At 72.9% G+C, this 26,334-nt stretch carries 25 protein-coding genes; 14 read left to right on the forward strand and 11 right to left on the reverse strand.

Annotated features, from left to right (window positions below; translation table 11 throughout):
• Nucleotides 1-32: 32 nt before the first annotated feature.
• Nucleotides 33-506 (reverse strand): redox-sensitive transcriptional activator SoxR, encoded by a 474-nt coding sequence (soxR, locus tag HBO46_RS18010; protein WP_166134168.1) that lies wholly within the window; start codon nt 504-506, stop codon nt 33-35.
• Nucleotides 507-542: 36 nt separating this feature from the next.
• Between soxR and HBO46_RS18015 the strand changes: the two genes are divergently transcribed.
• Nucleotides 543-1,499, forward strand: a complete 957-nt coding sequence (locus HBO46_RS18015; protein WP_166134170.1) for a zinc-binding dehydrogenase — start codon at nt 543-545, stop codon at nt 1,497-1,499.
• Nucleotides 1,500-1,538: 39 nt separating this feature from the next.
• On the opposite strand, the gene HBO46_RS18020 is transcribed toward HBO46_RS18015, so the two are convergent.
• The 5 genes from HBO46_RS18020 to HBO46_RS18040 all read right to left on the reverse strand — a co-directional run bounded on the left by HBO46_RS18020 (nt 1,539) and on the right by HBO46_RS18040 (nt 7,097).
• On the reverse strand, nt 1,539-2,285 hold the full coding sequence (locus HBO46_RS18020; protein ID WP_166134172.1) for an SDR family NAD(P)-dependent oxidoreductase: 747 nt from the start codon (nt 2,283-2,285) through the stop codon (nt 1,539-1,541).
• A 4-nt stretch (nt 2,286-2,289) separates the two neighbouring features.
• Entirely contained in the window at nt 2,290-3,885 is a 1,596-nt protein-coding gene (locus HBO46_RS18025) for an ABC transporter substrate-binding protein (RefSeq protein ID WP_166134174.1), read from the reverse strand.
• 68 nt (nt 3,886-3,953) lie between these two features.
• Complete coding sequence (locus HBO46_RS18030; RefSeq protein ID WP_166134176.1) at nt 3,954-4,766, reverse strand: enoyl-CoA hydratase/isomerase family protein; 813 nt, start codon at nt 4,764-4,766, stop codon at nt 3,954-3,956.
• Complete coding sequence (locus tag HBO46_RS18035; protein ID WP_166134178.1) at nt 4,759-5,901, reverse strand: acyl-CoA dehydrogenase family protein; 1,143 nt, start codon at nt 5,899-5,901, stop codon at nt 4,759-4,761. The genes HBO46_RS18030 and HBO46_RS18035 overlap by 8 nt, the downstream gene beginning before the upstream one ends.
• Nucleotides 5,898-7,097, reverse strand: a complete 1,200-nt coding sequence (locus tag HBO46_RS18040) for an acyl-CoA dehydrogenase family protein (protein ID WP_166134180.1) — start codon at nt 7,095-7,097, stop codon at nt 5,898-5,900. The genes HBO46_RS18035 and HBO46_RS18040 overlap by 4 nt, the downstream gene beginning before the upstream one ends.
• A 157-nt stretch (nt 7,098-7,254) precedes the next feature.
• Between HBO46_RS18040 and HBO46_RS18045 the strand changes: the two genes are divergently transcribed.
• The 3 genes from HBO46_RS18045 to HBO46_RS18055 all read left to right on the forward strand — a co-directional run bounded on the left by HBO46_RS18045 (nt 7,255) and on the right by HBO46_RS18055 (nt 11,370).
• On the forward strand, nt 7,255-8,802 hold the full coding sequence (locus HBO46_RS18045; protein ID WP_166134182.1) for an acyl-CoA synthetase: 1,548 nt from the start codon (nt 7,255-7,257) through the stop codon (nt 8,800-8,802).
• Nucleotides 8,803-8,815: 13 nt separating this feature from the next.
• Entirely contained in the window at nt 8,816-9,580 is a 765-nt protein-coding gene (locus tag HBO46_RS18050; protein WP_166134184.1) for a GntR family transcriptional regulator, read from the forward strand.
• A gap of 191 nt (nt 9,581-9,771) precedes the next feature.
• Nucleotides 9,772-11,370: a fatty acyl-CoA synthetase gene (locus tag HBO46_RS18055; RefSeq protein ID WP_166134186.1), complete on the forward strand. Its 1,599-nt coding sequence runs from the start codon at nt 9,772-9,774 to the stop codon at nt 11,368-11,370.
• A 12-nt stretch (nt 11,371-11,382) separates the two neighbouring features.
• Here the strand turns inward: HBO46_RS18055 and HBO46_RS18060 are convergent, their stop codons facing one another.
• Nucleotides 11,383-11,595 carry a hypothetical protein gene (locus HBO46_RS18060; protein WP_166134188.1) on the reverse strand — a complete coding sequence of 71 codons (213 nt, stop codon included), beginning with the start codon at nt 11,593-11,595 and terminating at the stop codon, nt 11,383-11,385.
• Nucleotides 11,596-11,736: 141 nt separating this feature from the next.
• Entirely contained in the window at nt 11,737-13,278 is a 1,542-nt protein-coding gene (locus HBO46_RS18065) for a SulP family inorganic anion transporter (RefSeq protein WP_224769224.1), read from the reverse strand.
• A gap of 289 nt (nt 13,279-13,567) precedes the next feature.
• On the opposite strand from HBO46_RS18065, the gene HBO46_RS18070 reads away from it, so the two are divergent.
• The 7 genes from HBO46_RS18070 to HBO46_RS18100 are packed head-to-tail and all read left to right on the forward strand — an operon-like array spanning nt 13,568 to nt 20,480.
• On the forward strand, nt 13,568-15,100 hold the full coding sequence (locus HBO46_RS18070) for an ABC transporter substrate-binding protein (protein WP_166134191.1): 1,533 nt from the start codon (nt 13,568-13,570) through the stop codon (nt 15,098-15,100).
• Between the two features lie 37 nt (nt 15,101-15,137).
• Nucleotides 15,138-16,112 (forward strand): ABC transporter permease, encoded by a 975-nt coding sequence (locus HBO46_RS18075; protein ID WP_207950229.1) that lies wholly within the window; start codon nt 15,138-15,140, stop codon nt 16,110-16,112.
• Nucleotides 16,112-17,041, forward strand: a complete 930-nt coding sequence (locus HBO46_RS18080; RefSeq protein WP_166134192.1) for an ABC transporter permease — start codon at nt 16,112-16,114, stop codon at nt 17,039-17,041. The genes HBO46_RS18075 and HBO46_RS18080 overlap by 1 nt, the downstream gene beginning before the upstream one ends.
• A 1-nt stretch (nt 17,042) precedes the next feature.
• Nucleotides 17,043-18,095 carry an ABC transporter ATP-binding protein gene (locus HBO46_RS18085; protein ID WP_166134193.1) on the forward strand — a complete coding sequence of 351 codons (1,053 nt, stop codon included), beginning with the start codon at nt 17,043-17,045 and terminating at the stop codon, nt 18,093-18,095.
• Complete coding sequence (locus HBO46_RS18090) at nt 18,092-19,117, forward strand: ABC transporter ATP-binding protein (protein ID WP_166134194.1); 1,026 nt, start codon at nt 18,092-18,094, stop codon at nt 19,115-19,117. Before HBO46_RS18085 ends, HBO46_RS18090 begins: the two co-directional genes overlap by 4 nt.
• A 35-nt stretch (nt 19,118-19,152) precedes the next feature.
• Nucleotides 19,153-19,647, forward strand: coding sequence for a nuclear transport factor 2 family protein (locus HBO46_RS18095; protein WP_166134195.1), 495 nt, complete (start codon nt 19,153-19,155; stop codon nt 19,645-19,647).
• Nucleotides 19,644-20,480: an SDR family NAD(P)-dependent oxidoreductase gene (locus HBO46_RS18100; protein ID WP_166134196.1), complete on the forward strand. Its 837-nt coding sequence runs from the start codon at nt 19,644-19,646 to the stop codon at nt 20,478-20,480. The genes HBO46_RS18095 and HBO46_RS18100 overlap by 4 nt, the downstream gene beginning before the upstream one ends.
• Before the next feature lie 117 nt (nt 20,481-20,597).
• Here the strand turns inward: HBO46_RS18100 and HBO46_RS18105 are convergent, their stop codons facing one another.
• The 3 genes from HBO46_RS18105 to HBO46_RS18115 all read right to left on the reverse strand — a co-directional run bounded on the left by HBO46_RS18105 (nt 20,598) and on the right by HBO46_RS18115 (nt 23,259).
• Nucleotides 20,598-21,056, reverse strand: coding sequence for a VOC family protein (locus HBO46_RS18105; RefSeq protein ID WP_166134197.1), 459 nt, complete (start codon nt 21,054-21,056; stop codon nt 20,598-20,600).
• A 174-nt stretch (nt 21,057-21,230) separates the two neighbouring features.
• The gene (locus HBO46_RS18110; protein ID WP_166134199.1) at nt 21,231-22,391 is read right to left on the reverse strand and encodes an acyl-CoA dehydrogenase family protein; all 1,161 of its coding nucleotides are present in this window, start codon (nt 22,389-22,391) and stop codon (nt 21,231-21,233) included.
• A 25-nt stretch (nt 22,392-22,416) separates the two neighbouring features.
• Complete coding sequence (locus HBO46_RS18115; RefSeq protein WP_166134201.1) at nt 22,417-23,259, reverse strand: 3-hydroxybutyryl-CoA dehydrogenase; 843 nt, start codon at nt 23,257-23,259, stop codon at nt 22,417-22,419.
• Between the two features lie 88 nt (nt 23,260-23,347).
• On the opposite strand from HBO46_RS18115, the gene HBO46_RS18120 reads away from it, so the two are divergent.
• From HBO46_RS18120 to HBO46_RS18130, 3 genes are read left to right on the forward strand one after another with little or no spacing between them, the layout of a single operon-like run.
• Nucleotides 23,348-24,097, forward strand: coding sequence for a TetR family transcriptional regulator (locus tag HBO46_RS18120; RefSeq protein ID WP_166134203.1), 750 nt, complete (start codon nt 23,348-23,350; stop codon nt 24,095-24,097).
• A complete protein-coding gene (locus HBO46_RS18125; RefSeq protein ID WP_166134205.1) occupies nt 24,098-24,856 on the forward strand; it encodes an SDR family oxidoreductase in 759 nt (252 codons plus the stop codon).
• Nucleotides 24,857-24,873: 17 nt separating this feature from the next.
• Entirely contained in the window at nt 24,874-26,229 is a 1,356-nt protein-coding gene (locus HBO46_RS18130; RefSeq protein WP_166134207.1) for an MFS transporter, read from the forward strand.
• Nucleotides 26,230-26,334: the final 105 nt, after the last annotated feature.

Raw genomic sequence — 26,334 nt, forward strand, 5'->3', positions numbered from 1 at the left:
TTTTGGCGCCACAAGCGCCGACTCGGGACGGGTCAGCGGTCGGAGGCGCGACCCAGCAGTCGGATCGGGCCGTCGCCGTACTCGGCGAGCGCGTCACCGGGATTGGCGAGCCGGCACGACCTCATCGACAGGCATCCACATCCGATGCAGTCGTCGAGGGTGTCTCGCAGCCGCTCCAGGCGCGAGATCCGCGCGTCCAGATCGCTGCGCCAGCTTCGCGAGAGGCGGGACCAGTCGGCCCTGGTCGGCGTACGCCCCTCGGGCAGCCGCGCCAGGGCCTCGCGGATCTCCGCCAGCGACACGCCCACCCCCTGGGAGACCCGGATGAAGGCGAGGCGCCGCAGCACGTCGCGGTGGTAGCGCCGCTGGTTGCCCGCGCTGCGCACGCTGCTGACCAGGCCCTCGCGCTCGTAGAAGTGCAGCGCCGAGATCGCCACCCCCGAGCGGCGCGCGACCTCACCGGGGAGCAGGTCGTGGGTGCGGATCTCGTCGTTGACCTCACTCATTGACCTGAACCCTAGTTGAGGTTGTCAGATCGTGTCATGCGCGCAATACGACACCACAGCTTCGGCCCCTCCGACGTCCTGCGACTCGAGGAGCTGCCCGACCTCGTCCCGGCACCCGGGCAGCTCCGGATCGCCGTCGAGGCGGCCGGGGTCCACCTCCTCGACACCTCGATCCGCGCCGGCGCGTCCTTCGGACTGGGGGCCCCGCCCGCACTTCCCGCCATCCCGGGGCGGGAGGTGGCCGGGGTCGTCGACCGGGTCGGCGCGGGCGCCGACGACAGCTGGCTGGGCCAGCGAGTCGTCGCGCACCTAGGTCCGGCCGGCAACGGGTACGCCGAGCAGGCAGTCGTCGACGCGAACCGGGCCTACCTCATCCCCGATGGCCTCGACGCGCCGAGCGCCGTCGCGACCATCGGGACCGGGCGGACCGCGGCCGCGATCATCGAGTTCGCCCCGATCGGGCCCGACGACCTGATCGCCGTACCGTCCGCGGCCGGCGGCCTGGGGCTGCTGCTCCTCCAGGCGGCCCGGAACGCCGGCGCTACCGCGATCGGCCTCGCCGGGGGCAGTGGGAAGACCGCCCTGCTCCCCCGGTTCGGGGCGAGCACGGTGATCGACTACCGCGTCGAGGGCTGGCAGCGCGGACTCGACGGCCTCGGACCGATCACCGCGGTGTTCGACGGCGTCGGCGGCGAGGTGGGCCAGGCGCTCTACGACCGGCTGGGTCCCGGAGGTCGCCTGATCCGGTACGGCTGGGCCTCCGGAGTGCAGAACACCTACGACGACCCCTCCCGTGCGGTGATCGACATCCTCGGCCCGCCGATCATGAGCCGGCTCGCGGAGTTCGAGCGAGCCGCGCTGGACGCCGCCGCCGACGGCTCCCGGGTGCCGTACGTCGGTTCCGTGTTCCCGCTCGCCGACGCGGCCGCCGCGCACCGGGCACTGGAGACCCGCGCCGCGGTGGGCAAGGTCGTCCTCGCGGTCCGTCGATGACCCTGCCCGCGCAACCACAAGCGCCGGCCCGGGGAGGGATCAGCGGGGGAGCTGGCCGTCGTCGACCTTGATGACGGTGCCGGTGACGAAGTCCGAGGCGTCGGAGACCAGGTAGAGCAGCGTGCCCTCGAGGTCGGCGCCGTGGCCCATCCGCTTGCGCGGAAAGGACTCCGACATCTCCCCCACCCGCGCGATCAGCCCGTCCATCATCTCGGAGTGGAAGGAGCCGGGCGCGATGCCGTTGACGTTGATCGGGTACGCCGCCCACTCCATCGCCAGCGCCTCGGTCATCCGGTTCAGCCCGGCCTTGGTCACCGAGTAGAGCGCGGCGGCGTTGCCGGCGGTGTAGTAGCCGGACATCGAGGAGACGTTGACGATCCGGCCCGGGCGCCCGGTCGCGATCCAGCGCCGCCCGGCCTCGGTCGCGAGCAGCCAGGGCCCGCGCAGGTTGGTCTCCAGCACCGCGTCGACCAGCTCCAGCGGCATCTTGTGCGCCCGGCGGGCGTCCGGGATGCCGGCGTTGTTGACCACGATGTCCAGCCCGCCCAGCACCTCCTCGGTGCGGTCGACCGCGGCCACGATCGCCGCCGGGTCGCGTACGTCGACCTCGAGCGCCAGCGCCCGCCCGCCGGCCGCCTCGATCTCGGCGACCACCTCCTCGAGGGGCGCCCGGCGCCGTCCGCCCACCGCGACCGCCGCCCCGGCCCGGGCCAGGGAGAGCGCGAACGCCCGCCCCAGCCCGCTGCCGGCCCCGGTCACCAGTGCCACCTTGTCGTCGAGCAGCATCCGGTCAGTCCTTCCAGGCGCCGTCGAGCAGCATGATGCTGTCGATGCTCGGGACCACGCCGTGGACGTCCTCGCCCCAGGCGTTCCACTCCGGGGTGGCGCCAAGCGGCACGTAGGGCACCGTCTCGTTCCACTGCAGCTGGATCTGCTCCAGCACCCCCTGCTGCTCCTCGGGGGTGGTGGCCGCGCCGAGCTCCTCGATCAGCCTGTCCAGCTCGGGGTCGGCGGACCCGCCGGAGTTGCCGCGAGCAGTGCTGTGCACCTTCTCGTAGAGCTCGGGGTAGACCGCACGGTCCGGCATGCCGAAGCTCCAGATCACCATGTCGAAGTCGCGGGTGACGTAGATGTCGTTGACCAGGTCGGTCACCGACGGCACGTAGTCGAGGGAGACCTCGAGGCCGATCTCGCTGAGCAGCCCCTGGAGCGTCACGCCCATCGCCTCCGAGACCTTGGCGACGCCCTTGAAGCTGATCGTGCCGTCGAAGCCGTCGGCCTTCGCGGCCTCGACCAGCTCCTTGGCCGCCTCGACGTCGTAGGCCAGCGGCTCGGCCTCGAGGTCCCACTGGGAGAGGTCGTTGAGGATGCCGGTGGACACCAGGCCCTTGCCCTCGGCGGTGCGCTGGTTGATCACGTCGACGTCGAGCGCGTGCATGAGCGCCTGACGGATGCGTACGTCGGCGGTCGCGCTGCCCTCGCGGTGGTTGAGCAGCAGGCCGCGGGAGATGCTGCCGATCTCCATGAACCCGCCGAACCCATCCTCCAGCGCCTCCTGGGCGGTCGGCGCCTCGCGCAGGTAGCCCATGTCGGCCTCGCCGTTGCGCAGTACGTCGAGCCGGCCGGACTCCGCGGAGATCGGGAAGAACCGCAGCGCGTCGAGCGCGGGGCGGCCGCCCCAGTAGTCGTCGCGGGCGCGGAGGACCAGGTCCTCCTGCGGCGTGTAGCGCTCCAGCTCATAGGGGCCGGCGCCGATCGGCGTGAACGTGCCGCCCTTGTCGGAGCCCTTCGCCACGACCATCCCGGGGCCGGTCGAGAGCAGGTAGCCGAAGTCCGACCACGGGCGGGTCAGCTCGAAGACCACGGTGCGCGCGTCGGTCGCCGTCCAGCGGCGTACGGCGTGGGTCAGGAAGGAGACCTGGCCGCCGCCCTTCTCCACGTAGCGGTCCAGGCTCCACACCACGGCGTCGGCGTCGAGGGGCGTGCCGTCGCTGAAGGTGACGCCGTCGCGCAGGGTCAGGGTCCACTCGTCCTGCGCCGCGTTGGGCTCCAGCGCCTCGGCCAGCTGCGGCACGTAGGACTCCGACTCCTGGTCGTAGCGCACCAGCAGGTCGAAGACCGCGGCCATCTCGGTGCCGCCGCTGCTGCCGTTCGCGATCGTCTGCACCGGGTCGAGGACCCGGGCCTCGGAGTAGGTGACCACCTCGAGCTGGCCGCCCGGCGTGGGGTCCCCGGAGTCGTCGGGCTCCACGACGAAGCCGTTGGCGAACCCCGGCGTCGCCGTTCCCCCGTCCTTCTTCTCCTCGCTGCCGCTCTCGCCGCAGCCGGCCAGCGCCAGGCTGGCGACCACCAGCCCGGCCAGGAGGGTGCTCGTGCGTCGTCCCATCTGCGTCCCATCTCCGTGGCGCGCGCGGGCTGCCCGCGCGCGCGGTCCGTCGTCGACGTCGCGGGCGGTCACAGGCGTGACCACTCCGGGCGGCCGCCCTGCCCGAAGGCGGCGAAGGCGCGCTCCAGCTCGCCGCTGCCGGCGCACATGATCTGCGTGCGGTTCTCCAGGTCGAGGGCGTGCCGCAGGGACGGGGCGTCGATGGTCTGCCACATCGTCTCCTTGGTCATCCAGACCCCCAGCGCCGAGTTCTCCGCGATCTGGCGCGCGGTCGCCAGCGCCCGGTCGACCACGATGCCGTCGTCGACCACGTCGACCACCAGGCCCAGGTCGCGCGCCTCCTCGGCGTCGAAGACCCGCCCGGTGAGCATCAGCTCGGCCGCGCGCGAGGCCCCGACCAGCCGGGGCAGGAAGTAGCTGGTGCCCATGTCGGCGTTGGAGATCCCGTGCCGGATGAACACCGCCCCGAACCGGGCGCTGCGCGCGGCCACCCGGATGTCGCAGGCCAGCGTCAGCGAGAAGCCGCCGCCGACGGCCGCGCCGTTGACCGCCGCGATCACCGGCACCCGCATCCGGTGCACCAGCTCGTGGACCCGCACGATCGCCTCCTGCTGGCCCAGCAGGTGGGAGACCGGGTTCTGGTCCGGGCGCGGGTGCACGCGTCGGGCGTCGTCGGCGGGCTTGATCTCCGCCCCCGAGCAGAAGCCCGTCCCCGCCCCGGTCAGGACCACCGTGCGCACGCTCGGGGAGCCGTTGAGCTCGCTCAGGACGTCGTGGAGCTCGGCGACCAGGCTGGGCGCCAGCGCGTTGCGCGTCTGCGGCCGGTTCAGGGTCACCAGCACGTGGCCGGGCTCGACCTCCTCGACCAGGACGTCAGACATCGCGGTCTCCGGGGGCCGGCAGGTCGGCCAGCCGGGCCACCTGGTCGCGGTGCCGGTCGGGGGTGCCGTGCACGGCGGTGAGGCTGAAGGAGCGCTTGAGGTAGCGGTGCAGCGGATGCTCCCAGGTGAACCCGATGCCGCCGTGCACCTGCAGGGTGTCCTCCAAGCAGGCCAGCGCGCGGCTGCGCGCGTGCACCGAGGCCAGGCTGACGGCCAGGTCGACCTCGCCCTCGGGCAGGTCGCCGGCCGGTCCGTCGGCGTCGAGGGCGGCGGCGGCGTACAGCGTGACCGCGCGGGCCTGCTGGAGGTCGATCCACATCCGGGCGACGAGGTGGCGCAGCGACTGGTAGCTCCCGAGCTCGCGCCCGAACTGCCGTCGTACGCCGAGGTGGGCGGTGCTCGCCTCGACGGCCCACTCCATCGCGCCCACCTGCTCGGCGGCGATGGCGACGACGGCCGCCCGGAGCGCGGCGCGCACGGCCGACCGGGCCGGGCCGCCGCTGGCGATCACGACCCCCCGCGCGCCGTCGAGGTCGACGATGCTCACCGGGCGGGTCTCGTCGAGGCTGGTCTCGGGGGTGACAGTGACACCCGTGGTGCCGGTGACCAGCGCGACGGCGTACCCGCCGCGGGGGTCGAGGACGGGGACGACGAAGCGGTCCGCCTCGACCGCGCCGAGGACGCCGGTGACCCGTCCGTGCAGGACCAGGTCGCCGCCGACCGCGCCGATGTCCGTGACGCCCAGGCCGGTGCCGCTGCCCGGCGAGCTGGTCGCCGGCAGCACCAGGGCCGCGACCGCGGACCCGTCCGCGAGCTCGCCCAGGACCTCCCCGGCGGGCGGCGCGTCGTCGGCGACCGCCGCCAGCAGGTGGGTGACGGTGACGGCACTGGTCAGGAACGGCACCGTCACCAGGTCACGGCCGAGCGCCTGGGCGACCGCGGCCGCCTCGCGCATGCCCGCACCGGCGCCGCCGTACGCCGCGGGCACGAGCAGCCCGGCGACGCCGAGGCGTACGCCGATCCGCGCCCACGCGTCCGGGGCGCTGGCGCCGGGCGTCCAGTCCCGGGCGACGGCGCGGACCTGGGCGGCGAGCGCGGTGGCGTCCTCGCTCTCGAGCAGCGACAGCGTGCTCATCGGGGGATCTCCGACCACGGGGTCTCCTTGGGCAGGGCGGGTTCGCGGGGCAGGCCGAGCACCCGGTCGGCGATCTGGCTGAGCAGGATCTGGGTGGCGCCGCCCTCGACGCTCATCGGGCGCGAGCGCAGGTAGTGGTAGCCCGCGACCCGCTCCTCGCGGGGCGGGGCGAGGTCGGGGTCCCACTCGTCGTAGCGCAGCGCCGCCTCCGGGTCGAGCTCGGCGCGCACTCGCGCGATGAGCTGGGTGGTCTCGGCGTGCTGCACCTTCGCGGCGGACCCCTCGAGGCCGGGGCGCCCGCTCGCCGCGAGCTGGCGGATCCGCTCGTTGGTCAGCCGGACCGCCTCGGCGCGGATCCACGCGTCGACCACGCGGGCGTGCAGCTGCGGGGTGCGCAGATCCGGGCGGTCGCGCCACAGGTCGGCGAGCCAGCCGATGTGGCCGTCCTCGCGCGGCGCCGGCCGCGCCCCGAGGGCGGAGCGCTCGTGGAGCAGGGTGGTGCGGGCGACGGCCCAGCCGCTGCCGCGCGCGTCCAGGCGCGCTGCGTCGGGGATCTCGACGTCGGTGAAGAAGACCTCGTTGAACTCCTGGCCGCCGGTGGCCTGGCGCAGCGGGCGCACCTCGACGCCGGGGTGGTGCATGTCGACGACGAACATCGTCATCCCCTGGTGCTTGGGCAGCTCGGGGTCGGTGCGGGCCAGCAGCAGGCCCCAGCGGGCCCGGTGGGCGTAGGAGGTCCAGACCTTCTGGCCGTTGACCACCCAGGTGTCGCCGTCGAGCACGGCGCGGGTGGCCAGCCCGGCCAGGTCGGAGCCGGCGCCCGGCTCGCTGAACAGCTGGCACCAGATCTCCTCGGCGGTCCAGGCGGGGCGGAAGTGGCGCTCCTGCAGGGCGCGGCTGCCGTGGGCCAGCAGCGTCGGCACCGCGGTGCCGGTCCCCAGCGGGTTGCGGTACGGCGCGGGGGCCGGCACCCCGGCCGCGACCAGCAGCTCCTCGAGGCGGGCCTGGTGGGTCGCGGGGATGCCCAGCCCGCCCAAGCCCTCCGGGTGGTGCACGAAGGCCAGCCCCGCGTCGTACCGAGCACCGAGCAGGTCGGGGGCGTCGACGCCGTGCTCGCGGACCAGGGCGTCGACCCGGGTCCGCAGCAGCGTCTCGACGTCGCTGTCGGTGGCGGCAGCGGCGGGGGCAGGGGACATGCGCGGGGCTCCTCGGGTGCGGTGACGCGACCCGACCCACTCGGATCGTTTCGCGACTTTGACTAGACAAAGTGGTGTGACGCAGACAACATGCAGGCACCGGGGGCGAATGTCAATGCCCCCCCGCGCGCACCGACCGTGACCGACGAGGAGCCCGATGTACCCCCGCACCCACGCCCTGGCCCACCCGGACAAGCCGGCGGTGGTGATGGAGACCGGCGAGGTCGTCAGCTATGCCGAGCTCGAGGACCGCTCCACCCGGCTGGCCCGGCTGCTGCGCGCCCGTGGGCTGCGCCCGGGCGACCAGGTGTCGATCTGGGCCGAGAACCACCCGCGCTACTACGAGGTCTACTGGGCGGCGATGCGCTCGGGGCTCTACGTCACCGGGATCAACCGGCACGCGACGCCCGAGGAGGCGGCGTACATCCTCACCGACTCCGACACCCGCGCCCTGATCACCTCGGCGGCGATGGCCGAGCGCGCCGTCGGGGTACGCGACCGGGCGTCGGCGTGCACCACCTGGCTGGCCTTCGACGGGCCGGTGGCGGGCTACGAGTCCTACGAGGAGGCGCTGGCCGCGGAGTCCGCGGAGCCGCTGGCGGAGGAGCCGCGCGGCGAGGTGATGCTCTACTCCTCCGGCACGACCGGGCACCCGAAGGGCATCCGGCGGCCGCTGTCGGGCCTGCGGGTCGACGACCCGGCGGCGACCCGCACCTCCGCGATCACCGGACCGCTGCTCGGCATGGCGGGCGACTCGGTCTACCTGATGCCGGCGCCGCTCTACCACGCCGCAGCGCTGCAGTTCTCGGTCGCGACCCAGGAGCTCGGCGGGACGGTGGTGGTGATGGAGAAGTTCGACGCCGAGCGCTTCCTGCGCCTGGTCGAGGAGCACCGCGTCACCCACACCCAGGTGGTGCCGACGATGATGGTGCGGATGCTCAAGCTGCCCGACGAGGTGCGGCTGCGCCACGACACCTCCAGCCTGCGCTCGTTCCTGCACGCCGCGGCGCCGTGCCCGCCGGAGGTCAAGCGCCGTGCCATCGAGTGGCTGGGCCCGATCGTCGATGAGTACTACGGCGGCAGCGAGGGCAACGGGATGACCTTCATCGACAGCACCCGGTGGCTGGCGCACCCGGGCTCGGTCGGGCGCCCCGTGCTCGGCTCGATCCACATCTGCGACGAGGCGGGCCGGAAGCTGCCGACCGGCGAGCCCGGCGTCGTGTACTTCGAGCGCGACAAGACGCCCTTCGAGTACCACAACGCCGAGGAGAAGACCCGAGGCTCGCGGCACCCCGAGCACCCCAACTGGTCGGCGATCGGCGACCTCGGCTACCTCGACGAGGAGGGGTTCCTCTACCTGACCGACCGCCTGGCGTTCACGATCATCTCCGGCGGGGTGAACATCTACCCCGCCGAGATCGAGGCCTGCCTGGTGGTGCACCCCGACGTCCTCGACGTGGTGGTCTTCGGGCTGCCCGACGAGGAGATGGGCGAGTACGTCCACGCGGTGGTCGAGCCCGCCGACCCCGCGGCCGCCGGCCCCGAGCTGGCCCAGGCGCTGCGCGACCACGTGCGCGCGCACCTGGCCGGCTTCAAGGTGCCGCGCGTGGTGGAGTTCCGCGACGTACCCCGGCTGGCCACCGGCAAGGTGCAGACCCGGCTGCTGCGCCAGGAGCACCTGGACCGGGCGGCGGCGCCGGCCTGACAGGATCGGGGTCGTGGCGGGACAACCTGAGGCGGGCGCGGCGTCCGGGGACCGGCGCGCCGGGCGCATGGAGCGGAGCGGGCGGACGCAGCACGGGCGGCTCGCGAGCGAGCTGCGCGAGGCGATCCTCGACGGCACCTATCCGGTGGGCGGGCGGTTGCCGACCGAGTCGGTGCTGTGCGAGAGCCATGGGCTGAGCCGCGGGACGGTGCGCGTCGCGCTGCGGACCCTCGAGGACCAGGGGCTGATCACCCGGCGCCCGGGCGCGGGGACCACGGTGATCTCGCGGCAGCCGGCGGAGGAGTACCTGCCGCTGGTGACCAACCGCGACCAGCTGATCGCGCTGTACCGCGACACCGGGGTGGTCCGCCCGGACACCCGGCACGTGCGGGTGGACGCCGGGCTGGCGGCGCACACCGGGCTGCCGGAGGGCTCGGAGTGGACCGTGCTCGAGGGGGTGCGCCGTGCCCGCCGCGACCCCGCCGGGCCACCGCTGTGCTGGACCGAGCAGTACCTCCCGCCCGAGGACCCGCCGTACGATCCCGACCTCGCGGCCAGCCACACCGCCGCGATGCCGCCGCACCGTATCGAGCAGACGGTGCGCGCCGTCGCCCTGCCCGGGCGGTACGCCGCGGCGCTCGGCGCCACCGCCGACTCCCCCGCCCTCGTGATCGGCCGGCGCCACCTCGACGCCGACGACCAGGTCATCTCCGCCAGCTTCCACACCCACGCCGGCGACCGGGTGGTGCTGAGCAACATCCTGGTCCCCGAGGACTGACCCCGGGCGGGGTGCCGGGGGTTGAGTCGAGACTTGTGACGGTCGAGTCGAGACTTCTGACGGTTGAGTCGAGAGTTGGCGCACTATGAGCGCCGACTCGGCGAGGGTGTGCGGGTGTCGGGGGTGCGCCGTACGGTGTCGGTGAGCCGGGTCACACAGGCCCCGGATGACCGTGTGCCAGGAGCCGCCCGATGACGACCGCATCCGCCACCTCCGACCTGGTCCAGCATGCGCGCCAGCACGCACTCGGCGACCTGCCGCGCCGCACCGCCCAGCGCTTCCCCGACAAGCCGGCGATCATCGACGGGGCCGTCGAGCTCACCTTCGCCGAGCTCGACGCGGTGGTCGACCGTACGGCGGCCGCGCTGGCCGCGGCCGGGTTCGAGAAGGGCGACCGGCTGGCGCTGCTGTGCCACAACTGCTGGCAGTTCGCGGTGCTCGACTTCGCCGCCGCCCGGGTGGGCGTGGTGCTGGTCCCGGTCAACTTCATGCTCGGCGGCGCCGAGGTCGCCTACATCCTCGACCACGCGGGCGCGCGCGGGTTCGTGGTCGAGGACGCGCTGGTGCCGGTGGCGCTCGAGGCGCTGGACGCCGCGCAGGGCGAGGTCGCGGTGCGGGCCGTCGTAGGACTGGGTGGGGCGGCGGTCCCCGACGGGTGGGCCGATGCGCAGGAGTGGTTCGACCACGACGGCACGCCCCCGGCGGTGGCCGTGCACGACGACGACCCGGTGCGGCTGATGTACACCTCCGGCACCGAGTCGCGGCCGAAGGGCGCGCAGCTGAGCAGCCGTTCCCTGATGTGGCAGTACGTCTCGTGCGCCCTCGACGGCGGGATGACCTCCGACGACGTCGACCTGCACACGCTGCCGCTCTACCACTGCGCGCAGCTGGACTGCTTCCTCGGCCCGGACGTCTACCTCGGCGCGACCAGCATCATCCTGCCCGGCCCGGACCCGGCGGCGATCCTGCGCACGATCGCCGAGCGGCGGGTCACCAAGTTCTTCGCCCCGCCCACGGTATGGATCTCGCTGCTGCGCCATCCCGACTTCGACTCCACCGACCTCGGCTCGCTGCGCAAGGGCTACTACGGCGCCTCGCCGATGCCGGTCGAGGTGCTCAAGGAGATCCAGGAGCGGCTGCCCGGGGTGGCGCTGTGGAACTTCTACGGCCAGACCGAGATGTCACCGCTGGCCACGATCCTCGGACCCGAGGAGCAGATCGCGTACGCCGGATCCGCCGGCCGCGCGGCGCTCAACGTCGAGACCCGCATCGTCGACGACCGCGGCGTACCGGTCCCGGCCGGGACGGTCGGGGAGATCGTGCACCGCTCCCCGCACGCCACGCTGGGCTACCACGACGACGAGGCCAAGACCGCCGAGGCGTTCCGCGGCGGCTGGTTCCACTCCGGCGACCTCGGGTACGTCGACGACACCGGCCATCTCTACGTCGTGGACCGCAAGAAGGACATGATCAAGTCCGGCGGGGAGAACGTCGCCAGCCGGGAGGTCGAGGAGGCGATCTACACCCTCGACGGGGTCGCCGAGGTGGCCGTCTTCGGCGTCGAGCACCCGCACTGGGTCGAGGCGGTCGCGGCGGTCGTCGTACCCAAGCCGGGAGCGGAGCTCACCGCCGAGCAGGTCCTGGAGCACAGCCGGTCGGTGCTGGCGCACTTCAAGGCGCCCAAGTACGTCGTGATCGCCGAGGCGCTGCCCAAGAACCCCTCGGGCAAGATCGTCAAGCGGACCCTGCGTCAGGAGCACGCCGACCTGGCGCGCGGGGCGAGCGCCTGAGGCGTCGCGCCGTCAGGCGAACGGGCTGGGCGGAGGGGTACGCCGAGTCGCCGGGGCGGGCTTGGCGGCGGGCTCCTTGACGGCCTGCCACAGGAAGACCCCCATGATCGCGAACACGCTGAACGCGGCGGCGGCGATGAAGACGGCCCACCAGGTCGGGCCGAACTCGAAGCTTCCGGGGTTCATCTCGTTGGCGACGACGACGATGTCGGTCACGGCGTTCATGGCGCGCTCCTGTGGGGGTCGGGCGGACTGCCGACCGGTGCCGGCGTGCCCAGCCTCGTGCCACGGCGGCTCACCTGCGAGGGGCCAAGGTCCGCAGGGCGCGGGACCTCGGTCCGCTCAACCACGCGGCGCAGCGTCGCCTCAGTGCTGCGCGAGGCTCCCGCTCAGACGGGCGTGCCGAGCCGCGCTCACCTCGTCGAGGCCGACGATCTCGACCTGCTTGCCCTTGCGAGCGTACTTCGCGGTGATCGCGTCCAGCGAGGCGACGGTGGACGCGTCCCACACATGGGTGCCGGCGAGGTCGATGACGACGCGCTCGGGGTCCTCGGCGTACGCGAACTGGGTGTAGAGGTCGTTGCTCGAGGCGAAGAAGAGCTCGCCGGTGACCGTGTAGACCGCCCGCTCCCCCGCCTCGTCGGCGACCACGCGGCGGCGTACGTCGGTGAAGTGCGCGACCCGGCGCGCGAAGAGGGTCATCGCGACCAGCGTCCCGGCGACGACGCCGATGGCGAGGTTGTGGGTCACCACCACCACGACCGCGGTGGCCAGCATGACCGCGGTCTCCGAGAGCGGCATCCGACGCAGCGTGCCGGGCGCGACCGAGTGCCAGTCGAAGGTGGTCACCGAGACCATGATCATCACCGCGACCAGCGCGGCCATCGGGATCTGGCCGACGAGGTCGCCGAGGCCGACGGTCAGCACCAGCACGAAGACGCCGGCGAGGAACGTCGAGATCCGGGTGCGCGCGCCGGCGACCTTCACGTTGACCATCGTCTGGCCGATCATCGCGCAGCCGCCGATGCCGCCGAAGAACCCCGTGACGACGTTGGCCGCGCCCTGGCCCCACGCCTCGCGGGTCTTGTCCGAGCGGGTGTCGGTGATGTCGTCGACGAGCTTGGCGGTCAGCAGCGACTCCAGCAGGCCGACCAGCGCCATCGCGAGCGCGTACGGCGCGATGACCTCGAGCGTCTCCAGCGTCCACGGCACGTCAGGGATCAGCAGCGAGGGCAGCCCGTCGGGCAGGTCGCCCTCGTCGCCGACGTCGGGCAGGTGCAGCCCGCCGGCGAGCGCCAGCGCGGTGAGCAGTGCGATCGCGACCAGCGGGGAGGGTACGGCGGTGGTCAGCCGCGGCAGCCCGACGATCACCAGGATCCCGAGCGCGACCAGCGGGTAGACCGGCCACGGGACGTCGATGAGGTGCGGCACCTGGGCCAGGAAGATCAGCACCGCGAGGCTGTTGACGAAGCCGACCATCACCTGGCGCGGGATGAACCGCATCAGCCTCGCCACCCCGACCACGCCGAGCAGCACCTGCATCAGGCCGCCGAGCACGACCGCGGCGATCAGGTAGTCGGTGCCGTGGGAGTCGACCAACGGCGCGAGCACCAGCGCGACCGCGCCCGCGGCCGCCGACACCATCGCCGGCCGCCCGCCCAGGAACGCGATCGAGACCGCCATCGTGAACGACGCGAACAGCCCGACCTGCGGGTCCACCCCCGCCAGGATCGAGAACGAGATCGCCTCGGGGATCAGCGCGAACGCCGTCACCAGGCCCGCCAGCACCTCGGTGCGCAGCAGGCGCGGCGAGCGCAGCGCCGTACGCACGGAGGGTTCGGCGAGGTGGGCTGGCGGGACGGACGGGACGGGCGGGACGGGGGCAGGCGTCGGTGCGGTGCGGCTCACGGAGGGCTTCTTCGGGGCGAGGTCGTCGATCCGGCGGGGCGCCGCCGGACCGTCGACCATTGTCACCGACGCCCGGCAACCATTCGCGCCGACTCGGCGCGCCATTGGCGCCGACTCGCACAACCGCAGGAGCCGAGTCGTGCCGAACCAAATAAACGTCCCGATGAACGGGATCGACCCATGGTCCAGACCTGGCCATGGCAAGGATCGAGACCTTGTGACGGGCAGCACAACAGGCTGCCCGCCAGACACCGTCCCGGCCGTGCGGGCACCGAGGAGAACAAGAAACATGAAGCGCATCCCCACCCTGGCCGCCGCGGCCTGCCTGGTCCTGCTGAGCGCCTGCGGAGGCGGCGACGGCGGCTCCGACAACGCCGGCTCCGGCGACGTCGACACCAGCGCGACCCTGCGCTACGCCGCCTCGGGCGGCGCGACGTCGTTCGACCCGCACAAGACGGTGTCCAGCTCGGACTTCCTGGTCCTCAGCTACGCCTACGACCGCCTCGTGCACGTCGACTCCGAGGGCCAGCCGGTGCCCGGCTTGGCCGAGTCGTGGGAGTTCGCCGAGGACATGTCGACCCTGACGCTGCACCTGCGCCAGGGCGTGGAGTTCCCCGACGGCACCCCGTTCGACGCCAAGGCGGTCAAGGCCAACCTGGACCGGGCGATGCAGGACGACTCCATCACCGCCGCCCAGCTCGGCGCCGTGGACAGCGTCCGCGTCGTCGACGAGGCCACCGTCGAGCTCGCGCTCGGCGGGCCCGCCGTCCACCTCGTCCTCAGCCTCTCCGACCTGGGCGGGATGATGGTGACCCCCTCGGCGTTCGACGACCCGAAGGCCCTCGCGCTCGCCCCCGACGGCATCGGCCGCTTCACGCTCGCCGACTCCCAGCCCGGCGCCCGCTACCAGTTCGAGGCCAGCGAGAACTACTGGGACGAGGACGGCCTCAAGCTCGCCGGGTTCGACCTCCAGGTCATCACCGACCCGCAGACCGTGCTGAACGGCGTGGGCTCCGACCAGTTCGACTGCGCCCTGGTCTCCCCCGCGATGATCGACCCCGCCAGCCAGATCCCCGGCGCGAACGTCGAGACCCGCACGGTGCTCACCCAGACGGTGCTGTTCCCCAACCAGACCAAGAGCGAGTTCGGCGACGTCCGGGTGCGCCAGGCGCTCAACCACGCGATCGACCGCGAGGCCGTCCTCGCGGCTGCCCAGGAGGGCCACGGCGAGGCCTCGAAGGGCCTGTTCCCCGACGACTACTTCGTCCCGAACGACGCGGTGTCCGACCTGATGGCCTACGACCCCGACCGCGCCAAGGAGCTGCTCGCCGAGGCCGGCCTCGAGGACGGCTTCTCCTTCACCGCGATCACCCTGACCATCCCGCAGTTCGTCACCACCGCGGAGATCATCAAGGAGCAGCTCGCCGCCGTCGGGATCGAGATGACGATCAAGGCGCTGCCGCCGGCCGACGCCGGGGTCAGCTTCCTCAACGGTGACAGCGACGCGGTCATCTCCGGCTGGACCGGTCGCCCCGACCCCTCCATGCTCCTGACGAACTACTTCTCCGAGGCGGCCCCGCAGAACGTCTCGAAGGTCGAGCCCGAGGGCTTCGCCGAGGCCCTCGCGGCCGCCAACGCCGAGGAGGACACCGAGGCCCGCGGCGAGCTCCTCGACCAGGTGCAGCTGACCGTGCTCGAGCACGGCGCCGTCGCCCCGATCACCTTCAACGCCGTCGGCACCGTGTGCAGCGAGGACGTCGTCGGCTACGAGGCGCCGCTCATCGGCAACAGCGAGTTCCGCGGAGTCGGCATCACCCGCTGACCCTCCCCCTCCCGCACCTCTCGACATAGGAGCTCACATGGGCACGGCGAGTGCCGCGACCGCGCGGGTGCTGCCCCTGGTGGGGCGGCGTCTGCTCCTGCTGATCCCGCTGATGGGCATCGTCACCCTGGCGACGTTCAGCCTGGTCTTCCTGATCCCCGGCGACCCGGCCCACCGGATCGCCGGGGAGGGGGCGAGCCCCGAACAGATCGCGGCCGTCCGCGCCAACCTGGGGCTGGACCGCCCGGCGTACGAGCAGTTCCTCTCGTTCGTCGGCGGTCTCCTCCAGGGCGACCTGGGCACCAGCTACACCTTCAGCACCCCGGTGCTGGACATGATCCTGACCCGGATGCCGGTCACGGTCTCGCTGACCGCGGTGGCGATGGTCTTCGCGCTGCTCATCGGCATCCCGGCCGGCGTGCTGGCCGGGCGCCGCGCCGGGCGCTGGCAGGACCGCGTGGTCACGGTGTCCAGCACCGTCGGCCTCGCGACCCCGAACTTCGTGCTCGGGCTGCTGCTGGCGCTGGTGATCGGGGTCAACCTGGCCTGGCTGCCGGCCACCGGCTACACGCCGCTGTCCGAGGGCCTGTGGCCCTGGCTGCAGCACCTGCTGCTGCCCGGCATCGCCCTCGGCGTCGTCGCCGCCGCCGAGATCGCGCGCCAGCTGCGGGCCTCGCTGTCCGACGTGCTGCGCCAGGACTACGTCCGCACCGCCGTCGCGAAGGGGATGCTCCCGCGCACCGTCGTGTGGAAGCACGCCCTCAAGAACGCCATGATGCCGGTGATCACCGTGATCGGCATCCAGATCGGCTACCTGCTCGGCGGCACCGCGGTGGTCGAGACCGTCTTCGGCATCAAGGGTCTCGGCGACTTCGCCGTGCAGTCCGTGCTCGCCGGCGACCTGCCCGCGATCCAGGGGATGGTCGTCTTCGCGGTCGCCATCACCGTGCTGGCCAGCCTCGTCGTCGACATCACCTACGGCTACCTCAACCCCCGCGGAGAGGCACACTGATGTCGCTCGTGCCCACCCCCGAGATCCCGCCCGTCGTCGACGTCGCCGGTCCCGACCCGACCGAGCCCGGGGCCCCGCGCCACGAGTCGCCGCGGCGCCGGTTCCTGCGCCGCTTCACCGGCCCGTGGACCTCGCGCGCTGCGCTGCTGGTCGTCGCCGTGTGGCTGTTCGTCGCGGTCACCGCCACCTGGCTGGCTCCGCACGACCCGGTCGTGCAGGACCTCACCGCACGCCGCCTGCCGCCGCTGTCCCCGGACCACCTGCTCGGCACCGACAGCCTGGGGCGCGACACCCTCTCCCGACTGATGTACGGCGCGCGCGTCGCCGCCCAGGCGGCGGCCATCTCCGTGCTCGTCGGCCTCACGTTCGGCGTACCGCCGGCGCTGCTCGCCGGGCTGCTGCGCGGGCCGTGGGACGCGGTCTTCTCCCGCATCGCCGACGCCCTGCTGAGCTTCCCGCCGCTGCTGCTGGCGCTCGCGATCGTCGGCGTGATGGGCCCCAACCTCACCAACGCGATGCTCGCGATCGGCATCGTGTTCATCCCGCGCTTCTTCCGGGTGGTCCGCGCGGCCACGCTGGCGGTGCGCGAGGAGACCTTCATCGAGGCCTCGCGCAGCATCGGCACGCCCACCTCGTGGGTGCTGCGCCGCCACGTGCTGCCCAACGTGGTCTCGCCGCTCGCGGTGCAGATCAGCCTCGCGCTCGGCTTCGCGATCCTCGCGGAGTCCTCGCTGAGCTTCCTGGGCCTCGGCGTCCAGGCGCCCGAGGCGAGCTGGGGAAGCATGCTGTCCGAGGGCCGCGCGGCGTGGTTCTACACCCCGTGGCCGATCATCGTGCCCGCCACGGCCGTGGTGGCCTGCGTGCTGGCCTGCAACGTGCTCGGCGATTCGATGGCCGACTCCGTCGGCCGCGAGAGGACCAGGGCCTGAGATGACCCACCCGACCCAGACCCCCCAGCCGACCCCGGCCGCACCCCCGACGCCGGGGACCCCGCCCCTGCTCTCGGTGCGCGACCTGACCGTGGAGTTCGCCGTCCGCGGCGAGTGGAACGCCGTGGTCAGCGATGTCTCCTTCGACGTCGGCGCCGGGCAGGTCGTCGCCCTCGTCGGCGAGTCCGGCTCCGGCAAGTCCGTGACCTGCTTCTCCACGCTGCGCCTGATCGACTCCCAGAACGGGCGGATCAGCTCCGGCGAGGTGCTCCTCAACGGCCGCGACCTGCTCACCCTCGGCGAGCGCGAGATGGCCGACGTCCGCGGCAACGAGGTCGCGATGATCTTCCAGGAGCCGATGACCAGCCTGAACCCGGCGTACACCGTCGGGTCCCAGATCGCCGAGGTCGTACGCCGCCACCGCGGCGCCGACCGGGCCGGGGCCCGCCGCCGCGCCGCCGAGGTGCTCGACCTGGTCGGCATCCCGCGCGCCGCGTCGCGGCTCGACGACTACCCGCACCAGTTCTCCGGCGGCATGCGCCAGCGGGTGATGATCGCGATGGCGCTGGCCACCGAGCCGAAGCTGCTGATCGCCGACGAGCCGACCACCGCGCTCGACGTCACCATCCAGGCCCAGGTCCTCGACCTGGTCCGCGGCTTCGCCCGCGACCTGGACATGGGCGTCCTGCTGGTCACCCACGACCTGGGCGTGGTGGCCGAGGCCTGCGACGACGTCGTGGTGATGTACGCCGGGCAGGTCGTCGAGCACGCCGAGCTGTTCGACCTCTTCGACCGGCCGCGGCACCCCTACACCTCCGGGCTGATGCACTCGCTGCCGCGCGTGGACGGCGTGGGTGGCATGGAGGTCATCCCGGGATCCCCTCCGCTGCCCACGGCCTTCCCCACCGGGTGCCGGTTCGGACCCCGGTGCCGCTTCGCCGAGCCGGCCTGCCATGCCGGCCCGATCCCGCTGACCCCGCGCCCCACCGGCGGCACCGACCGCTGCCGGCGCGCCGACGAGCTCGACCTGACCCCCGCCGGGAGGCGCGCATGAGCACCACCCCCGCGGTCCCCGGCGCCCCGCTCCTCGACGCCCCGCTCCTCGACGTACGCGACCTGCGCGTCGAGTACCGCTCGCGCGGGCGGCGTACGGTCGCTGCGGTCCGCAACGTCGACCTCCAGGTCGCCCCCGGCGAGGTGGTCGCGCTGGTCGGTGAGTCCGGCTCCGGCAAGTCCAGCGCGGTGCGCGGCATCATGCAGCTCATCCGCCCCGCCGGCGGCGAGGTCCGCTTCGACGGCCAGGACCTCACCACGATGGGCCGCAAGGAGCTGCGCCGCGCGCGCCGCGACATGCAGATGGTCTTCCAGGACCCGTTCTCCTCCCTGGACCCCGCGATGACGGTGGCCGAGATCATCGCCGAGCCGCTGATGGTGCACACCGACCAGGACCGCAAGCAGCGGCGCGCCAGCGTGGTGGAGATGCTCGAGCTGGTCGGGCTGCGCCGCGAGCACGCCGACCGCTACCCGCACGAGTTCTCCGGCGGGCAGCGCCAGCGGATCGCGATCGCCCGCGCGCTGGTGCTGCGCCCCCGGCTGGTGATCGCCGACGAGGCGGTCAGCGCCCTGGACGTGTCCAGCCAGAACCAGGTCCTCCAGCTGCTCCAGAGCCTGATCGCCGAGCTCGGCATCGCCTGCCTGTTCATCACCCACGACCTCGCGGTCGTCCGCAGCATCGCCGACCGGGTCGCGGTGATGTACCTCGGCCGGTTGGTCGAGCAGCAGCCCACCGAGGAGCTGTTCAGCAGCCCCCAGCACCCCTACACCCAGGCGCTGCTGTCCGCGGCGCTGGTCGCGGACCCGCGGGTGCAGCGCACCCGGCGGCGTATGCGTCTGGAGGGCGAGCTGCCCGACCCGAGCAACCCGCCCGCGGGCTGCGTGTTCAGCACCCGCTGTCCTGCGGCCGTCGACGTGTGCCACGTCGAGATGCCCGAGCTGCTGCCGCTGGCCGACGGCGGCCGGGTCGCCTGCCACCTCGTCGAGACCGTGCCCGCGGCGCCCGGCATCGCCGTCCGCTGACCTCGTCGTACCGCCCCCACCCGAGAGGAACCACCGTGGAGCTCACCGTGGAGCAGCGACTCGCCCGCCTCGAGGCGATCGAGTCCATCAAGGCGCTGAAGCACCGCTACCTGCGGGCCTGCGACCTCAAGCAGCCCGAGGTCTTCCGGGAGTGCTTCGTGGCGCGCGGCGCCTCGATCGACTACGGCCCGGCGCTGGGCAAGTTCGACGACGCCGACGGGATCGCGGAGGTCTACCGGCGGCTCGCGCTGGCCCGCCACGACGGGGACTACGTCGTGCTCGACATGCACCACGCGCTGCACCCGGACATCGAGATCCTCTCCGAGACCGAGGCGCGCGGGGCGTGGACGCTGCGCTTCCGGCAGGTCGACCGGGTCGCGCGCACCGAGCGGGTGAGCGCGATCGAGTACGACGACCGCTATGAGGTCGAGGACGGCGCGTGGCGGATCCGCTCGTGCCACGTGCGGATGCTCTGGTCGCTGTCGACGCCGCTGCCCGAGGGCGCCGAGATCATGGAGACCCTGTCGTGAGCGGGCCGCGCGTCGCGCTGGTGACCGGCGGCAGCAAGGGCGTCGGGCAGGGCATCGCGGTCGGGCTGGCCGAGGCCGGCTGGACCGTGCACGTGTCCGGGCGCGACGAGTCGCGCCTCGCGACCACGGTCGAGCGGGTCGAGCAGGCCGGCGGCCGCGGGCGCGCCTGGCGCTGCGAGCACACCGACGACGCCGACGTGGAGCGGCTGGTCGCCGAGGTCGCCGCGGACGGCGGACGCCTCGACCTCCTGGTCAACAACGCCTGGGCCGGGCCGGCGATGAACCACGTGCGCCCGGAGCGGTTCTGGGAGCGCCCGCTCTCGGACTGGGACACCCTGATCGGGGTCGGGCTGCGCGCCCACTTCGTCGCGATGCGCGCCGCCGCCCCGGTGATGGTCGCGCAGGGCAGCGGCCTGGTCGTGAACATCTCCTCGGTCGGCGCCCGCGCCTACCTGCACTCCACGCTCTACGGGATGTCGAAGGCCGCGCTCGACAAGATGACCCACGACGCCGCCCTCGAGCTGCGCGGCGAGGGGGTCACCGTGCTGTCGCTGTGGCCGGGCCTGGTCCGCACCGAGCAGCTGCTCGCCAGCGGGGTGCGCGACATCGCCGGCGTACCGGTGACCGACGCCGAGACCCCCGAGCTGCAGGGCCGCGTCCTCGCCGCCCTCGCCGCCGACCCGCACCTGCACCGCCGTACCGGCTCGGCGCTGATCAGCGCCGAGCTCGCCGAGGAGTACGGCGTCGTCGAGCCCGACGGCGGGCGCCCGGTCTCCCCGCGGTTGATGTTCGGCGGCGGGCCGGTGTTCCCCGAGCTGCCGCCGGTGGGGTAGGTCGGTTCGGCCCCGGATCCGCATGTAACGCGGGGTTATCGTCGCTTCACACGTGGTGTACGGCGTGCGAAGCGTCAACAGTCCGGTGGAAGTTCCCGCGGGGCGCGGCGGCGTGTCTCACGAGCGCTCGTCATCGGTGCCGAACCCCGGCCGGGACTCGCGCTCGCTGGCGTCGTCGAGCTCCTGGAAGAAGGTGATCTCGAGAGACGCCGGCGCGCGCAGCCGGGAGTTGAGCGAGCGCCATGGCGTCTCCACCGGCGCGGCCAGGACCTCCGCGCCGTTCGACGCGGCGGCGTCGGTGACGGCCACGGCGTCCTCGACCTCGAGGGCGACCCGCACCGGGGACCCCACGAGGCCGTCGGTCTCGACCCGGTCGACCAACCGCTTGTGCGCGGGGCTGGCGATCTCCAGCGTCGCGCGGCCGGCGTCGAGGATGGCGACGCGGTCGTCGCCTCCCTCCGCGAACGCCACGACCTCCGTCATGCCGAGCACGTCGCGGTAGAAGGCCAGGGCCTGGTCGTAGTCGGCCGCCTCGACGACGAGGCGCAGCTGCTTGATCCGGGGGATGTTCGTCATCCCTGATGGTCGGACCTGTCACCGGTGTCAGGTCAACCCCGTTCGCCGGCGGAAAGCACCCGCCCCGACCCCCGGAACGCGGTAGTCCGACACACCAGGGTCGTGAAACCGCAATTTCACGACCGTGGTGTGTCGGACTATCCGAAAGTCACGCCGTACGACGACGCGAGCGTGTCAGCCCTTCAGCACCGAGCGCGCCATCACGATCCGCTGGACCTGGTTGGTGCCCTCGTAGATCTGGGTGATCTTGGCGTCGCGCATCATCCGCTCGACCGGGAAGTCCTGGGTGTAGCCGTAGCCGCCCAGCAGCTGCACCGCGTCGGTGGTGATCTCCATGGCGACGTCGGAGGCGAAGCACTTGGCCGCGGCACCGAAGAAGCCCAGGTCGGCGTCGTCGCGCTCGGACTTGGCCGCGGCGACGTAGACCATCTGGCGGGCGGCCTCGAGCTTCATCGCCATGTCGGCGAGCATGAACTGGATGCCCTGGAAGTCGGCGATGTTCTTGCCGAACTGCTTGCGCTCCTTGACGTACCCGACCGCGAAGTCGAGCGCGCCCTGGGCGATGCCGATGGCCTGCGCGCCGATGGTGACGCGGGTGTGGTCGAGGGTGCGCAGCGCCAGCTTGAGGCCGGTGCCGGGCTCGCCGATCATCCGGTCGCCGGGGATCCGGACGTTGTCGAAGAGCAGCTCGCGGGTCGGGGAGCCCTTGATGCCGAGCTTGCGCTCCTTCTCCCCGAAGGTGAACCCCTCGTCGGACTTCTCCACGATGAACGCCGAGACGTTGCGCCCGCGGGCGCCCTCGGGGTCGGTGACCGCGAGGACGGTGTAGAACTCCGAGACCCCGGCGTTGGTGATCCACGACTTCTGGCCGTTGATGACCCAGTCGTCGCCGTCGCGCACCGCGCGGGTCTTCATCGAGGCGGTGTCGGAGCCGGCGTCGCGCTCGGAGAGGCCGTAGGAGAAGCCGGTCCTGCCCTGCGCCATCGGGACGAGGTACTTGCGCTTGAGCTCCTCGCTGCCACCCAGGATCAGCGGCATCGAGCCGAGCTTGTTGACCGCCGGGATCAGCGAGGACGAGGCGCAGGCACGCGCCACCTCCTCGATGACGATGCAGGTCGCGAGGGCGTCGGCGCCCACGCCCTCGTACTCCTCGGCCACGTGCGGGGCGAAGAAGTCGGAGGCCACCAGCGCGTCGTGCGCCTCCTGGGGGTAGCGGGCCTTGTCGTCCACCTCGGCGGCGTACGGCGCGATCTTGGCGTCGCAGATGTCGCGGACGGCCTCGCGGATCGCCTCGTGGTCCTCGGAGAGCCGGTAGATGTCGAAGTCGGGGTTCATCGGGGTTCCTCGGGAGTGGGAGTGATCAGTAGGTGTAGAAGCCGCGGCCGGTCTTGCGCCCGAGCAGACCGGCGTCGACCATCCGGTTGAGCAGCGGCGGGGCGGCGTACAGCGGCTCCTTGAACTCCTCGTAGAGCGACTCGGCCACCGCCTTGGTGGTGTCCAGGCCGATCAGGTCGGCGAGCGCGAGCGGGCCCTGCGGGTGCGCGGCACCCAGCACCAGGCCGCGGTCGATGTCCTCGGCGCTGGCGAAGCCGGACTCGAACATCCGGATCGCGGAGAGCACGAACGGGATCAGCAGCGCGTTGACGATGAAGCCGGCGCGGTCCTGGCAGTCGATGGCCTCCTTGCCGAGGCTGCCCTCGACGAAGACCCGGGCGCGCTCGGTGACCTCGGGCGCGGTGAGCAGCGAGGGCACCAGCTCGACGAGCTTGAGCACCGGCACCGGGTTGAAGAAGTGGATGCCCATCACGTTCTGCGGGCGGGTGGTGACCACGCCGAGCTTCATGATCGGGATCGAGGAGGTGTTGGAGGCCAGGATCGCGTCCGGCGAGGCCACGATGCGGTCCAGCTCGCGGAACAGCGCGACCTTGGCGTCCTCGTCCTCGACGATCGCCTCGATCACGATGTCGCGGTCGACCAGCTCCTCCAGCGAGGTGACCACGCGGATCCGGTCGAGCACGGCGGCGGCCGACTCGATCTTGCCCTTGGCCTCCGCACGGGCCAGGGACTTCTCCAGCCGGGAGCGACCGGCGGCCGCGGCGGCGTCGCTGGACTCCACCACGATCACGTCGTGACCCGAGCGCGCCGAGACCTCCGCGATGCCCGCACCCATCAACCCGCATCCGATGACGCCGATGTTCTCCACTGACTGGTCCTCCTGTTTGATACTGGATACCTTCTACACGGTACTCAGTTCCGCAGACTACGACCAACCCGCCTCATGAGGGAGCCGAATGACCAGCACCCGGGACCGGATCGTCGAGGCGGCGTTCGCGCTCTTCGAGGAGCGCGGCTTCGAGGAGACCACCGTCGACGCGGTGGCCGAGCGCGCCGGCGTCGGCCGTACGACGTTCTTCCGGGCCTTCGGCTCCAAGGAGGACGTGATCTTCCCCGACCACACCCGGATGGTCGCGGCGGTCGCGGACCGGCTCACCACCGGCACCGCCGCCACCGCGCTGGTGGCGGTCACCGAGGCGTCGCGGATCGTGCTCCAGCACTACCTGGCCGAGGGCTCGCGCGCCCGGATCCGCTACCGGCTGACCCGCAGCGTGCCCGCGCTGCGCGCCCGCGAGATTGCCGGGCAGCTGCAGTACCAGCGCACCTTCCGCACCCACCTGCACGCCTGGATGGGCGGTACGCCGGAGACCGCGCTGCGCGCGGAGCTGATGGCCAACGTCGTGGTGACCGCCCACAACCACGTGCTGCGCGCCTGGCTGCGCGACGAGAGCGCCACCGCCGAGCAGGCCGAGGCCGACTTCGACCGGGCGATGGCCGAGGCCGTCGCCATCTTCGGCGAGCAGGGCCGGGACGCGGCGGGCGCGGGCGGCGAGCAGGGTGAAAGTCTGGAGACCGCCGTGGTCGTCCTGCGCACCCGCCGGTCGCTGGAGGAGCTGCTGCCGCAGCTCCAGGCCCTCGCCCAGCCGGGCGGGACCATCACGCCTCCTCCCACGCCCGCCCACCCCGCCACCCCGCAGGAGAGCTGAATGCAGATCCGAGACACCGCCGCCATCGTCACCGGGGCCGCCTCCGGCCTCGGTGCCGCGACCGCCGCCGCGCTGGCCGCCGAGGGCGCCCGCGTCTTCGGCTTCGACCTGCCCGGCGCGATCGAGGCGGCACCCGCCGTCGACGGCGTGACCTATGTCGCCGTCGACGTCACCGACCCCGAGCAGGTGCAGGCCGCGGTCGACACCGCCGCCTCCGCCGGGGTCCCGCTGCGCACGGTCGTCAACTGCGCCGGCATCGGCCCCTCGATGCGGATCCTGGGCAAGAAGGGCGTGCACGACCTCGCCTTCTACGCCCGTGTCGTCCAGGTCAACCTGATCGGCTCGTTCAACGTGATGGCGCTGGCCGCGGAGAAGATCGCCGCCACCGAGCCCCTCGAGGACGGCCAGCGCGGCGTCGTCATCAACACCGCCTCGGTCGCGGCCTACGAGGGCCAGGTCGGCCAGGCGGCGTACGCCTCCTCCAAGGGCGGCATCGTCGGGCTCAACCTGCCCGCCGCCCGTGACCTCGCGCAGTACGGCATCCGGGTCAACACCATCGCCCCCGGCATCGTGGAGACCCCGATGCTGGCGACGGTCTCGGAGGAGTTCCGCGCCGGCCTCGCCGCCGGGATCCCGTTCCCGCAGCGCCTCGGCCGCCCCGAGGAGTACGCCGACCTCGCGCTGTTCCTGGTCCACCACGACTACCTCAACGGCGAGGTCATGCGGATGGACGGCGCGCTGCGGATGTCCCCGCGCTGACCGCTCCCCTCGGACCGGTGCGGCTGCGGCTGCTGCTGGTCACGCTCGCGCTGCTGACCACCGTGACCGCGGTGGTCAGCAGCCTCGGCGCGCCCCTGGTGCCGGCGCTCGCGCGCGACCTCGACGTCCCCCTCGAGGACGCGCAGTGGGCGCTCACCGCCACCCTGCTCGCCGGGGTGGTGAGCACGCCGGTGCTCGGCCGGCTGGGCAGCGGTCCCCGGCGGCGCCCGGTGGTGCTCGGCGGGCTGACCGTGGTCACGCTCGGCTGCGTGCTGGCCGCGCTGGCGCCGTCGCTGGGCACGCTCGTCGCCGCCCGCGCGCTGCAGGGCGTCGGGCTGGCGCTGGTCCCGCTGGGGCTGGCGGTGGCGCGCGACGTCGTACCGGTGCGACGCCTCGGCGGCGTGGTCGCGATCCTGTCGGTGACCACCGTCGCCGGCGCCGGGCTCGGCTACCCGCTCACCTCGATGGTCGCCGGCGCCTGGGGCCTGGACGCGGCGTTCTGGCTGGGCGCCGCGCTGACCGGGACGACGCTGGTGCTCGCGGTCGCGCTGGTGCCGGCGGACAGCTCGCGGCCGGCGGCGCCGGTCGACTGGCCGGGCGTGCCGCTCGCCGCGGTCGGCCTGCTCGGCGTGCTGCTCGCGGTCAGCCGCGGCGAGGTGTGGGGCTGGTCCTCGGGCCTGACGCTGGTGCCCGCGGTGCTGGGCGTGGCCCTGCTCGCCGCGTTCGTACGCCGCGCGCTGCGCGTCGCCCACCCGCTGGTCGACCTGCGGCTCGCGGTCCGGCCCGGGCTGGCGGCACCCAACCTGGTGGCCGTGGTGGCGGGCGTCGGGATGTACGCGATGCTCACCCTGGCCGTGGTGCTCGTGCAGTCCGGCACCCCCGGACCCGGCTGGGGCCTGGGACGCTCGGTGGCGGTCGCGGGGTGGGTGCTGGTGCCGTACTCGCTGCTCAGCGTGGCCGGCAGCCGGGTCGCGCAGCTGCTCTCGCGCCGTCTCGGCCCCGCGGTGCTGCTGCCCAGCGGGTGCCTGGTCTTCCTCGTGGCCACGCTGCTGCTGGCGTTCCGCCACGACACGCTCGCCGACGTACTGGTCGCGATGGGCGTCGGCGGCCTCGGCAGCGGGCTCACCTTCTCCTCGCTCGCGACGCTGATGGTGCCGCACCTGCCGGCCGGCGAGACCGGCAGCGCGCTGGCCTTCAACCAGGTGCTGCGCACCCTCGGCTTCACCGTCGGCAGCGCCCTCTCGGTGACCCTCATGCACCTGCTCGGCGGCGTCGGCGACACCGGCTTCCGCGGCGCGCTGCTGGTGATGGCGGTGATCTGGGTGCTCGCCGCCCTCGCCGCCTGGCGCCTGGACCGCCGGGCGCCCGTCTGACGGGTTGAATCGAGACTTCTGACGGTCGAGTCGAGGGTTTCACCCGGTTGAGTCGAGACTCCTGACCGGTCGAATCGAGGCTTCTGGGCAACCCACTCCCCTACG

The organism is Nocardioides ochotonae (genome assembly GCF_011420305.2).
Taxonomy (GTDB): Bacteria; Actinomycetota; Actinomycetes; order Propionibacteriales; family Nocardioidaceae; genus Nocardioides; species Nocardioides ochotonae.